This is a genomic window from Actinomadura chokoriensis (assembly GCF_041463665.1).
In the GTDB taxonomy this organism is placed as follows: Bacteria; Actinomycetota; Actinomycetes; order Streptosporangiales; family Streptosporangiaceae; genus Spirillospora; species Spirillospora chokoriensis_A.
Map to the genome: position 1 here is coordinate 16,803 of NZ_JAXCEJ010000047.1, position 10,978 is coordinate 27,780.

Genomic DNA, 10,978 nt, shown 5'->3' on the forward strand with positions numbered 1-10,978 from the left:
ACCCCATCCCGAGGAGTACCGAAGTGACAGCCAAGACCGGCAAGGACGAGGTCGACGAGGTCGAGGCGGTCCCGACCGAGGAGCGGGCGGAGACCGAGGAGGTCGAGCAGACCGAGGAGGCCGCGGCGCGCCCGGCCCGGCCCGCCGCCAAGCGCAAGCGGCGCGTGCGGGTCATCGAGGTCATCGACGACGAGGACCTGGACGACGTCCTGGAGGCTCTCGACGCCGAGGACGAGGACGCGGAGGACGCGGAGGAGCCCGCCCGTCCGGCGAAGCCCACCGCCAAGGCCGCCGCCAAGCCTGCCGCCAAGGCCACCGCGAAGCCCGCTTCCGAGCCTGCGGCGAAGCCCGCCCCGAAGGCCGTCAAGCCTCGTCCGACCCGCCTCGAACCGCCGGAGGAAGAGGCCGGGGAGGCGGCGCCGGACGCGGCCCCGGCCCGGCCCGGCCTCTTCCGGCTCCCGCTCGTGCCGACGGTGGTGTTCGTCGTCCTGGTCGCGCTGCTGGCGAGCCTCGCGATCTGGAAGTGGACGAGCGCGAGTTCCATGTCGTCCGACCAGGACGCGCGGGAAGAGGTCGGCAAGGTCGCCTCCGCCTACGGCGACATCGCCCTCAACTACAACGCGCAGAACTACCAGTCGCAGATGGACAAGGCCCAGAAGCTCATGGGCGGCGACCTTCTGGAGACGTTCAAGACCAACACGCTCCCGAACCTCGGAGAGACGTTCAAGAGCAACCCCGAGCTGGTGCTGACGTCCAAGACCAACCAGGTCTTCGTCGGCAGCGTCGACGACCGGTTCGCGACCGCCGTCATCATGGTCGACATCAGCGTCAAGACGAAGGAGGGCGCCACCGACGCGCCCGCCACGCTGCTCCGCCTGGCCCTCGCCAAGATCGACGGCAAGTGGAAGATCACCAAGCACTACCCGTCGGGGACCAACGACCAGAACCAGCAGCAGCAGACCCAGCTCCCCGGGACCGTCCCGAGCAGCAGCGCGTCGGCGTCGCCCAAGGCGGGGAAGACCGAGAAGCCGAAGAACTAGGACGCATGTTCCGGCGGCCCGGAGGTCGCCCCCCGGAATGAGCGGTGCGCCCCGCACGGAAGCGTGCGGGGCGCTCGCACGTTCATTCAAGTGACAACGGCGTCGCACGACGAAGGCGGGCATCATGTCGACCGTGATGGAGGAGGCCGGCCTCGTCCGCCGCGAACCGTCCCCCTCCGCGCGTCCGCCCGCGAGGAACTCGGCGACCTGCGCTGGCTAGCGCGAGTAGTGCTCGACGACGAGCTGCTCGTCGCAGATGACGGGGATCTCGCCGCGTTCGGGGAGCCGGGTGAGCCGCGCGGCGAGGGCGTCGTGCCGGACGTCCAGGTAGGGCGGGACGTTCTCGGTGTGCCCGCCGGCGGCGGCGATCTGGAACGCGTCCATGGAGCGGCTGCGGTCGGCGATCGTGATGACGTCGCCGGGCCGGAGCCGGTAGGACGGCCGGTCGACGCGGCGGCCGTTCACGAGGACGTGCCGGTGCACGACGAACTGCCGCGCCTGGTAGATGGTGCGGGCGAACCCGGCGCGCAGGACGAGGGCGTCCAGCCGGCACTCCAGGTCGGCGAGGAGGGCCTCTCCGGTCTTGCCGCCGGCCTTGGCGGCCTTGGCGAAGGCGTTGCGGAGCTGCGCCTCGCGGATGTTGTACTGGGCGCGGAGCCGCTGCTTCTCGCGCAGCCGGACCTTGTAGTCGGACTCCTGCTTGCGGGCGCGGCCGTGCACGCCGGGCGGGTAGGGGCGGGCCTCGAAGTACTTCACGCTCTTCGGCGTCAGCGGGATGCCGAGGGCCCGCGACAGCCGCACTTTCGGACGGGGGTTGTTCATCACTCTCCTTAGTGGTTAGGTATGCCTAACTTAGGTAAGCCTTACCTGATACGTCAAGGAGGCAGGGGTGCGGCGAGCGGAGACCACGACCCTGGAGGGACCGGCACCGGCGGAACGGGCACGTACCCTCGCCTACGGCATCGCGGACGGCGTCCTCGCCGTGCCGCGGGTCACGGACACGCCCGTCCCGGCGCACACCACCGACCGCGACGGCCGGCCGCTGCTGCTCGTCCCGTCCGCCGCGCCGATCGTCGCCGCGCTCGCCGCCGAGCCGGACGACGTCCCCGCCACCCTGCGGGTCTGCGACGTCGCGCCGGTCACGTTCCCCGACCGGGTGCGCGGCCGGGCCTGGCTGCACGGCTGGCTCACCGAGGTGCCGGACGGCGAGCTGCGCGCCGCCGCGCTGCGGCTCTCGCACGTCCACCCGCGTCCCGAACTGCTCGACCTCGGCGCCCCGGGGACGGGCGGCGGCCGGGAGTGGACGATCCTCGCCCTCGAAGTCGCGCAGGTCGAGATCGACGACGCGTGGGGGAGGGCCACCCTCGAACCCGAGGAGTACGCGGACGCGGCGCCCGACCCGTTCGTCGCCGTCGAGGCCGGCATCCTCACGCATCTGGACTCCAGCCACCGGGACGAGCTGACCGCGCTGCTGCCGGAGTCCGTCCCGTCCGGGCAGGTCAGGCCGCTGGCGCTCGACCGGTACGGCATGTGGATGCGCTGCTCACCGCCGTCGCCGGAGCCGCCGTCGCCGTTCGACGTGCGGCTCGCGTTCGCCGAGCCTGTGAGTGATCTCCACGGTCTCCGCTGCGTCTACCGCAGGCTGTTCGCCCGCGCGGCTCGTGGCTGACCCGTAGTACGTGCGGCCCCCGCCCGGACGAGCGCGGCCCATTAGGCGGTGATCTCCCGGATGGCGCGGGAGGTGTCCGCCGGGTGATGCTCGGATTCCGGCCGAGGGGCGCTGGGAGCGGCGACCTTGACCGGGACGATCCCGATCGCCGGCCGGCCCTCGCGGGGTGGGCAGGCAGGTGACGGGAACCGGCCCGGCCAGGGGGCGCCCGCGCCCCCGGCCGGGCCGGTGGTCCGGACGCGAGGCTTGACCGGGGGGCGTGGTCCGGGCCACTGGTCGGGATTGGCCGTTCCGGGTTCGGCGATCTCCGCGCAGGCTGGAGACATGACCGGACACCACCCGCAGACCCGCGCCGTCCACCCGCCCGTGATCGCCCCCGAGGGCAGCCGGCCGCTCGCCGTCCCCATCTACCAGGGGCACCTGTTCTCCTTCGACGCCGCCGACGACCTGGCCGCCGCCTTCGCCGGCCCGGACGAGGCGTTCTTCTACGCCCGGATGGGCAACCCGACCGTCCGCTCCCTGGAACGGGCCGTCACCGAACTGGAGGGCGGCGCCGGGGCGCTCGCCACCGCGTCCGGCATGGGCGCGGTCAACGCGGTACTGACGGGGCTCCTCCGCAGCGGCGACCACGTCATCGCCCAGACCGCCCTCTACGGCGGCACCTACGCGCTGCTCCGCGACCTCGCCGAGCGTTGGGGCGTCGACGTCACGTTCATCCCCGGCGACGACCCGGCCGAGGTGCGCGACGCCCTGCGTCCCACCACCCGGCTCCTCTACCTGGAGACGGTCGCCAACCCCACCACGCACGTGACCGACCTGCCGGCCTTCACCGCCGCCGTCCAGGGCACGGACGTGCTGACCGTCGTCGACAACACCTTCGCACCGCTCCTGTGCAAGCCCATCGACCACGGCGCCGACATCGTCGTCCACTCGGCGACCAAGTACCTGAGCGGGCACGGCGACATCATCGGCGGCGTCGCCGTCTTCGCCGACCCGTCCGTCCACCACCGCGTGTGGAGCCACGCCATCGAGATCGGCTCCACCGCCGACGCGCACGCAGCCTGGCTGACCATCCGGGGCCTCGCCACCATGCCGATGCGGGTGGCCAGGCAGAGCGCCTCCGCCCTGGACCTGGCCACCCGCCTGGCCGCGCACCCGTCGGTCACCCGCGTCCACTACCCGGGCCTGCCCGACCATCCGCAACACGGCGTCGCCCGCCGCCTCCTGCCGGACGGCGCCGGCGGCGTCCTCGCCTTCGAACTGACCGGCGGCCGGGACGCCGGACGAGTCTTCTCCGAGGCCGTGGAGCTGATCTCCCTGGGTCCGTCCCTGGGCAACATCGCGACCCTGGTGATGCACCCGGCGAGCACCTCCCACCGCCAGATGGACGCCGCGTCACTGGCCGCGGCGGGCATAGCCGAAGGCACCGTCCGCCTGGCGGTGGGCCTGGAACACCCCGACGACCTCTGGGCCGACATAACCCAGGCCCTGCAAAAGGCGACCTAGAGGTAGAAGCCGGTCGCCGTGGTGGGAGCGTCCAGGTTCCGGGGGCGCTTCTCACCCTTGCGGAGGGCGGCCAGTTCGGCGAGGGTGGCGCCTTCGGGCCCGATGTCCGCGGCGGGGACGTCCGCGTCGCCCAGCCAGGCGAGGGACTCCGGGCGGGTCAGGGGGCCCACCTCGATCTGGGCGAGGCAGCGGCCGGGGCGGACGACGGCCGGGTGCAGCATGGCGAGGTCCTCGTTGGTGGTGATGGCCACGAGGACGTCGCGTCCCTGGCCGAGCATGCCGTCGGTGAGGTTGAGCAGGCGCGACAGGCCCTGGCCCGTCGACTGCTTGGCCTCGCCGCGGATCAGCTCGTCGCAGTCCTCCAGGATGAGCAGCCGCCAGCGGCGCTTCTCGTCCTCGTCGTCGCCCACGGCCACTTCCATGAGGTAGCTGGGCGTGCCGAACAGGGCCTCCGGGTCGAGCACGCAGTCGGCCTGGCACCAGTCGTTCCACGCGCGGGCGAGGGCGCGCAGCGCGGTGGTCTTGCCGGTGCCGGGCGGACCGTGCAGGAGCAGCAGCCGGCCCGCGATCTCGTCCCGCTCGAGGCTCATCACCTCGTCGATCGCCTCGGCGACCGGCGCGGTGTAGTTGCGCCGGATGTCCGCCCAGGCGTCGGCGGTGATCGCGCGGTCGCTGCGGACCGGGCCGTGCGAGCCCATGTGCCAGAAGCCCATCTCGACGCTGGTCTCGTCGGTCTTCGGAGGCTCGGTCGCGTCCTTCACGGACGCCTCGAGGACGGCCTCGGCCAGCTCGTCGGTGACGGCGGACACCGCGACGTAGGCGACGCCGCTCTTCCAGCGGTTCACCAGCAACGTCCAGCCGTCGCCCTCGGCGAGCACCGACTCCTTGCCCTTCTCGTGCGCGACCCGGACGAGCCGGGCGCCGTCCGGGCGCAGCGGCGCGTCCGCCTTGACGTGCTCCAGCCGCGTCGACCGCGACCAGGGCTGCTCGCCGGACGCGAACGGGCGCAGCGACAGCACGTCCATGACGTCGGCGGGCGAGTTGTTGTCGGAGAGATTGAAGACCACGGGCAGCGCAGGGTCGGGCCCCGGCTCCGAGCCGTTTCCGGGAGCGCGGGGAGCCGTCCCCTCGCAGTGATCGGTGACGTTCTCCAGCGGCTCGATCAGATGCAAGACCTCCTGCGGCCTCTGCTGCGACATGGTCATGCACATGATGATCGCGCCGGGCGGCCGGCGGCGTCCAACCAATTAGCGCCCGACGGATCAGCTGCCCGACGAATCAGCGTGCTGCGAATCAGCGTGCTGCGATCAGCCCTGCCCGCCGGCCTCCCGGGCCTCGCGGGCCGCCTTGCGGGCCTCGGCCTCCTCGAGGTCGAGCTTCTCGGCCTCCTCCGGCGAGGGCGCCGTGCCGCCGAGGTAGGCGGGCTGCCACCAGGTCTCGTCCGAGCGCGGGACGTCGGGGTACTCGCGCTGCGCCTTCTCCAGCAGTTCCGACATGCGGCGGTGCAGCTCCTGCGTGACCGCCTCGTAGTCGTCGCCGCGCTTCGGGTACATCGGCTCGCCGACGAGGATCGTCACCGGGATGCCCCGCTGCAGCAGCCGGCGCTTGCGGCCCTTCGTCCACATCCGCTGCGGGCCCCAGAGCGCGACGGGGATCAGCGGCACCTTGGCCGCGACCGCCATCCGCACCGCGCCGCTCTTGATCTCCTTCACCGTGAACGACCGGCTGATCGTCGCCTCCGCGAACACCCCGACGATCTCGCCGCCCTTCAGCGCCTTCAGCGCGGCGGCGTAGGACGAGGCGCCCGCGTTCCGGTCGACCGGGATGTGGTGCATCCCACGCATGAGCGGCCCGGCGATCCGGTTGTCGAAGATCTCCTTCTTCGCCATGAACCGCACCAGCCGCCCTCCCGGATGGGCGGCGAGACCGGCGAAGATGAAGTCGAGGTAGCTCACGTGGTTGCTGACGAGCACCGCGCCACCGGTGCTGGGGATCTGGTCGGTCCCCTCCAGACGGAACCTGATGTTCAGGGCCTTGAACACGCCGACGGCCGTCTTGATCACCGGTGGGTACACGAGTTCGCGCATGTAGGCACCGTACTTGAGCCGCTCCTGATCAGCGAGTGTGCGACCAGGATCGCGACGGATCACACAACGGGGCCGACTTCTGAGAAGGTTGGGGGTGTGACGTGATCCGCCGACGGCTGAGGGAGGATGAGCTTTCATGGAACCGTTGGACGCGGCGGCGGACGTGCACGCGCTCATCCGCGACGTGCTGCCCGCCCTGGCGCCCAGCGCCTGGTTCGACCCCGGCACCTCCGAGGTGGTGCTGCCCGTCGGCCGGTCCGAGGCCCGGGCCTCCAGCTGGACGGTGCTGGAGCGCTGCGCCCGCGCCCCGCGCTCGGCGTGGCCCCGGGTCGTGGACGAGTGGGTCCGCGAGGTCGGCGACCGCGCCTTCCTGGCGATCGGTGAGATGGAGTTGTTCGGCGACGTCAGGGAACTGTTGCGGCTGCGCATAGTGCCGAAGCTCGCGCCCGGCGACCGGGAGGGCCTCGTCGTCGTCCCCGCCGGCGACCACTTCGACGCCGTGGTGATGATCGAGCACCCGCGGTACGGCGGCCCGCTCACCAAGGCCCGTGCCGGGCTGCTCGGACTGCACAAGCTCGGCTATGTGATGACGAACACCCACGACCGGGAGCTGGCGGACGTCTCCGTCCACGACCAGCCCCTCCTGCCCGGACGGGACGTCCGCGTCGTCAGCAAGGCGGGCAGCCGCTACGTGTCGGCGCTGCTCAGCGAGGTCGACCAGTTCCTGCCCTGGCCGAACGAGCACGGCGCCCTGGTCGGCGTCCCGTGCCACAGCACGCTGCTGCTGTACCCGATCACGTCCACGGCCGTCCGCGACGTGCTGCCGGTGTTCGCCGACGTCGTCCGCGAGATGCACGCAGGCGCCGAGGACCCGTGCGCCCCCGGCGTCTACTGGAGCCACGGCGCGCGACGGCTCACGCCCCTCGCCGCGGACGCCCCCACCGAGGGCACCGGCGAGTTCGCCACCCTCCTCCGGCGCCTCCCCGAAGAGGTCTAGGTCCCCGAAGAGGTCTAGGGCGGTCTCCGAGGTCCAGGCAGGTTTCCGAGGCCCGGGACGGTCTCCGAGGTCTAGGGCAGTTTCCAGTCGACCGGCGCCGCGCCCTGCTGCTCCAGGAGCTGGTTGGCCCGGGAGAAGGGGCGGGATCCGAAGAAGCCGCTGTCGGCGGAGTAGGGGCTCGGGTGCGGGGACTCGACGCACGGGACGCCGCCGAGCATCGGCTTGAGGTTGCGGGCGTCGCGGCCCCACAGGATGGCGACGAGCGGACGGCCGCGCCCGGCGAGGGCGCGGATGGCCTGCTCGGTGACCTGCTCCCAGCCCTTGTTGCGGTGCGAGCCGGGCTTGCCGGGCATCACGGTGAGCGACCTGTTGAGGAGGCAGACGCCCTGTTCCGTCCACGGGGTGAGGTCGCCGTTGGACGGCTCGGGGTGGCCGAGGTCGGAGCAGTACTCGCGGTAGATGTTGATCAGGCTGGCGGGCAGCGGCCGGACGTCCGGCGCGACGGAGAAGCTGAGGCCGACCGGGTGCCCGGGCGTCGGGTACGGGTCCTGGCCGACGATGAGGACGCGGACGTCGTCGAACGGCTGGGTGAACGCGCGCAGGACCTGGTTCCCGGCGGGCAGGTAGCGGCGGCCGGCGGCGACCTCGGCGCGCAGCCAGTCGCCGGCGGCGGCGATCGTCCCGGCGACCGGCTGCAGCGCCGTCGCCCATCCCGCTTCGACGATCTCCGAAAGTGGTCGTGCCGTCATGGCGCCCAAGCCTAGTGGGATGATCACCGCTCTGCGGGTGGAAGAGCTGGTTGTTCGCCTTTGCGAAGTTCTCCGACCGGACGAGGCCCGGACACGGTGAAAATGTTGTCCAGGTCGCCGCAAAAATGTTCGATGAACTGGGTGAAACGCCCCGTTAAATCCCTGTTGCTTCCTTCTGGACCACGTTGACCGGCCGCTTTAGAGCGCATAACCACTAGAGAGGCAGGGCAGGCGCACGACGAGCGGACAGGACTAGAGCATGAGCCAGCTGACCACCGTGGACGCCACCTTCCTCCACGCCGAGACCGATACCACCCACGCCCACATCGCGGGCCTGGGCATCCTCGACGCGGGGTGGTGCCCCGGCGGGCGGCTCAGCGTCCCGCTCGTCGCCGAGCTGATCCGCGACCGCGCGCATCTCGCGCCCCGCCCGCTCCGGCAGCGGCTCGTGCAGGTGCCGCTCGGCCTGGACAACCCCTACTGGGAGGACGACCCGGACTTCGAACCCGAGCGGCACATCACCGAGATCGGGCTCCCGTCCCCCGGCACGGAGAGGCAGCTCGCCGACATCGTCGGGATGCTGCACGAGCAGCCGCTCGACCGCACCCGCCCGCTCTGGGAGATCGTGCTGATCCAGGGCCTGCAGGGCGGGCTGACCGCCGTCTACGTGAAGGTGCACCACGCCGCCATCGACGGGGTGATGGCCGCCGAGACGCTCGCCGCGCTGCTCGACCTGACGCCCGAGCCCCGCGACGTCCCCGCCGACGAGGCCGCGCCCGCCCGCGCACCCGGCATGGTCGACATGGTCGGCGCCGGGCTGCTGCGGGCCGCGCTGCATCCCGTCCGGTCGGCGGTGTCGGTGGCGCGCACCGTCCCCCACCTGGACGACATTCCCGGCCTGTCGTCCATCCCGGGCATCGGGCTGCTGTCGTCGGCCGCGCAGGGCGCGCTGCGCCGCCCGGAGATGCCGAAGGCGCCCCGGATGAGCGCGCCGCCCACCCCGTTCAACCGCCCGATCGGGCGCCGCCGTTCGGTCGCCTGCGGCGAACTGCCCCTCGCTGAGATCAAGGAGATCCGGCGGGGCCTCGGCGGCAGCGTGAACGACGTGGTCATGGCGCTGTGCGCGACGGCGCTGCGGCAGTGGCTCGACAAGCGCGGCGACCTGCCGGACCGTCCGCTGGTCGCGGCCGTCCCGGTGTCGCTGCGGCGCGGCGGGACGGTCACCCAGCCGGGCAACCAGGTCTCGATCATGACGGCGCCGCTCGCCACGCACATCCCGGACCCGGCCGAGCGGTACGCCGCCGTCCGGAACGACATGGGCGTCGCCAAGCGGCGGTTCACCCGCTCGTCGGGCGGCTGGGTGCGGGAGGTGAGCGGCCTGCTGCCCGCGCCGCTCACCGGCCCGGTGACCCGGCTGGCGCTGCGGGCCGCGCCCGCGCTGTCGCTGCGCCCGGTCAACCTGATGGTCTCGAACGTGCCGGGCCCGCAGTTCCCGCTGTACCTGTGCGGGGCGAAGGTGCTCGGCTACTACCCGATCTCCGTCGTGACGGACGTGAGCGGCGGCCTGAACATCACCGTCTTCTCCTACGACGGCAAGGTGAACGTCGGCATCGTCGCCTGCCGCGACCTCATCCCTGACCCGTCCGAGATCGTGGACCACCTGGTGGACGCGCTGGACGAGCTGAAGGCCCTCAGCCGCGAGTGAGCCTTGCGGCGCTCAGCCGCCGGTGAGGCCGAGCGCCTCCCGGTGCCGCCACGCGAGCGCCAGCGCCGCGGCGCCGGCCGGCTGCATCGGCCGCGGGACCGTTCCGTCGAACGGCGCCATCGACACCGTGCCCTCGTCATTGACCGCGACCAGGGCGCCGAAGAGGTCGCCGAACAGATCGCGCTCGACGACGACGACCGTGAGGAGGTCGAGCGCGAATGTCAGCGGATCGACGCCGAGCCCCAGAAAGTGCGCCCGCAGCAGGCCCTCATCGCGGGCCGTGGTCATCGCTTGGTGGAAGGGCCACTCGTCCTGGACGAATCCGGCGCCGTAGTTCTCGTCCATCCCGAGGAGTTCCTCGGCGTACTCGCGGACCATGCAACGCCACAGGTCGAAGTCGGGCGACCGCGGCGCAGCGCCGGCGGAGCCGGCCTCGCCGCCGAGCGGCTGGAACACCCCGACCGGCATCACCTGGTGCAGCCCGCCCGCGTGCGCGACCTTAGCCGGGTCGCGCCAATGCAGGACGTAGGAGCCGGACGTCGTCACGGTCACTGTCGTGATCGCGCACAGGGCGGGCCGGCGGGTGAGGTCGCACGGGTCGCCGATCCGGGTCCGCAGCGGCAGGCCGTCCGTCCCGGCCGCCAGCTCGTGCGCGACGGACTCGCCCACGTTCACGCCGTCGAAGTAGCGCGCGGGCCCGAAGCGCAGGGTGGGAAGGGCTGCGTCCAGGAGCCGGTAGGACGGCCGGTCCTCCAGCAGCTTCGGCGGCGCGAGCGCGGCCATCGCCTCGGCGTAGGTGCGGTGACCGCCGGGCAGCCCGTCCGGCGGGTCGGCGACGGCGGGCGGGACGGGCCGGTCGTCCCAGTCCAGCCGGACGCCGCTGAGCGGAACCGGCGCGTCCGGGACCCAGCCCTCCCGGCAGAGCAGCGGCGTCGCCGCGACGCGCGGCACGTCCGGGTAGAGCGCGCTCGCGACCTCCCCGAGCCGCGCCCGCCCGCCGTTCAGCGCCGCCCGCCCGTCCCGCCATCCCCGCTCGTCCACCCGGCTCACCCTAGGCGGGCCCCCACCTCGTTGACTTGCGGCATGTTGTTGCTTCCGCCGTGGGCGATGTCAAGCGGCTGTTGCAACGAGGTACTCGTTGAGTGTTTGGGCTGGGGTTTTCCAGTTCAGGGTGTGGCGGGGGCGTCCGTTGAGCTGGCGGGCGATCTCGTCGAGGTCGTGCTGG

At 72.3% G+C, this 10,978-nt stretch carries 10 protein-coding genes and 1 pseudogene; 5 read left to right on the top strand and 6 right to left on the bottom strand.

The window, feature by feature from the left end:
- Positions 1 to 23: 23 nt before the first annotated feature.
- The gene (locus tag SM418_RS37300; RefSeq protein ID WP_371946367.1) at positions 24 to 1,040 is read left to right on the top strand and encodes a hypothetical protein; all 1,017 of its coding nucleotides are present in this window, start codon (positions 24 to 26) and stop codon (positions 1,038 to 1,040) included.
- 216 nt (positions 1,041 to 1,256) lie between these two features.
- Here the strand turns inward: SM418_RS37300 and rpsD are convergent, their stop codons facing one another.
- Positions 1,257 to 1,862 carry a 30S ribosomal protein S4 gene (gene rpsD / locus SM418_RS37305; protein ID WP_371946368.1) on the bottom strand — a complete coding sequence of 202 codons (606 nt, stop codon included), beginning with the start codon at positions 1,860 to 1,862 and terminating at the stop codon, positions 1,257 to 1,259.
- A gap of 67 nt (positions 1,863 to 1,929) precedes the next feature.
- On the opposite strand from rpsD, the gene SM418_RS37310 reads away from it, so the two are divergent.
- Together SM418_RS37310 and SM418_RS37315 are read left to right on the top strand one after the other, a co-directional pair.
- Positions 1,930 to 2,709 carry a DUF2470 domain-containing protein gene (locus SM418_RS37310; RefSeq protein ID WP_371946369.1) on the top strand — a complete coding sequence of 260 codons (780 nt, stop codon included), beginning with the start codon at positions 1,930 to 1,932 and terminating at the stop codon, positions 2,707 to 2,709.
- 324 nt (positions 2,710 to 3,033) lie between these two features.
- On the top strand, positions 3,034 to 4,215 hold the full coding sequence (locus tag SM418_RS37315; protein WP_371946370.1) for a trans-sulfuration enzyme family protein: 1,182 nt from the start codon (positions 3,034 to 3,036) through the stop codon (positions 4,213 to 4,215).
- Here the strand turns inward: SM418_RS37315 and SM418_RS37320 are convergent.
- Both SM418_RS37320 and SM418_RS37325 read right to left on the bottom strand, forming a co-directional pair.
- Complete coding sequence (locus tag SM418_RS37320) at positions 4,212 to 5,420, bottom strand: DUF5925 domain-containing protein (RefSeq protein WP_371946371.1); 1,209 nt, start codon at positions 5,418 to 5,420, stop codon at positions 4,212 to 4,214. The genes SM418_RS37315 and SM418_RS37320 overlap by 4 nt on opposite strands.
- Positions 5,421 to 5,522: 102 nt before the next feature.
- On the bottom strand, positions 5,523 to 6,302 hold the full coding sequence (locus tag SM418_RS37325; protein WP_371946372.1) for a lysophospholipid acyltransferase family protein: 780 nt from the start codon (positions 6,300 to 6,302) through the stop codon (positions 5,523 to 5,525).
- A 136-nt stretch (positions 6,303 to 6,438) separates the two neighbouring features.
- Here SM418_RS37325 and SM418_RS37330 point away from each other — a divergent pair, with 136 nt between their 5' ends.
- Entirely contained in the window at positions 6,439 to 7,299 is an 861-nt protein-coding gene (locus SM418_RS37330) for a hypothetical protein (RefSeq protein WP_371946373.1), read from the top strand.
- Between the two features lie 71 nt (positions 7,300 to 7,370).
- Here the strand turns inward: SM418_RS37330 and SM418_RS37335 are convergent, their stop codons facing one another.
- Positions 7,371 to 8,048 carry a uracil-DNA glycosylase gene (locus tag SM418_RS37335; protein ID WP_371946374.1) on the bottom strand — a complete coding sequence of 226 codons (678 nt, stop codon included), beginning with the start codon at positions 8,046 to 8,048 and terminating at the stop codon, positions 7,371 to 7,373.
- 259 nt (positions 8,049 to 8,307) lie between these two features.
- Here SM418_RS37335 and SM418_RS37340 point away from each other — a divergent pair, with 259 nt between their 5' ends.
- On the top strand, positions 8,308 to 9,753 hold the full coding sequence (locus SM418_RS37340) for a WS/DGAT/MGAT family O-acyltransferase (RefSeq protein ID WP_371946375.1): 1,446 nt from the start codon (positions 8,308 to 8,310) through the stop codon (positions 9,751 to 9,753).
- A 12-nt stretch (positions 9,754 to 9,765) separates the two neighbouring features.
- Here the strand turns inward: SM418_RS37340 and SM418_RS37345 are convergent, their stop codons facing one another.
- Together SM418_RS37345 and SM418_RS38020 are read right to left on the bottom strand one after the other, a co-directional pair.
- The gene (locus SM418_RS37345; RefSeq protein WP_371946376.1) at positions 9,766 to 10,794 is read right to left on the bottom strand and encodes a hypothetical protein; all 1,029 of its coding nucleotides are present in this window, start codon (positions 10,792 to 10,794) and stop codon (positions 9,766 to 9,768) included.
- A gap of 69 nt (positions 10,795 to 10,863) precedes the next feature.
- Positions 10,864 to 10,978, bottom strand: a pseudogene (locus SM418_RS38020) (IS30 family transposase); the annotation flags it as partial.

Excerpts from the sequence above, each read along its gene's own strand:
- rpsD (WP_371946368.1), bottom strand. The coding sequence starts at position 1,862 with ATGAACAACCCCCGTCCGAAAGTGCGGCTGTCGCGGGCCCTCGGCATC.
- SM418_RS37315 (WP_371946370.1), top strand. The coding sequence starts at position 3,034 with ATGACCGGACACCACCCGCAGACCCGCGCCGTCCACCCGCCCGTGATC.
- SM418_RS37320 (WP_371946371.1), bottom strand. The coding sequence starts at position 5,420 with ATGACCATGTCGCAGCAGAGGCCGCAGGAGGTCTTGCATCTGATCGAG.
- SM418_RS37325 (WP_371946372.1), bottom strand. The coding sequence starts at position 6,302 with ATGCGCGAACTCGTGTACCCACCGGTGATCAAGACGGCCGTCGGCGTG.
- SM418_RS37330 (WP_371946373.1), top strand. The coding sequence starts at position 6,439 with ATGGAACCGTTGGACGCGGCGGCGGACGTGCACGCGCTCATCCGCGAC.
- SM418_RS37335 (WP_371946374.1), bottom strand. The coding sequence starts at position 8,048 with ATGACGGCACGACCACTTTCGGAGATCGTCGAAGCGGGATGGGCGACG.
- SM418_RS37340 (WP_371946375.1), top strand. The coding sequence starts at position 8,308 with ATGAGCCAGCTGACCACCGTGGACGCCACCTTCCTCCACGCCGAGACC.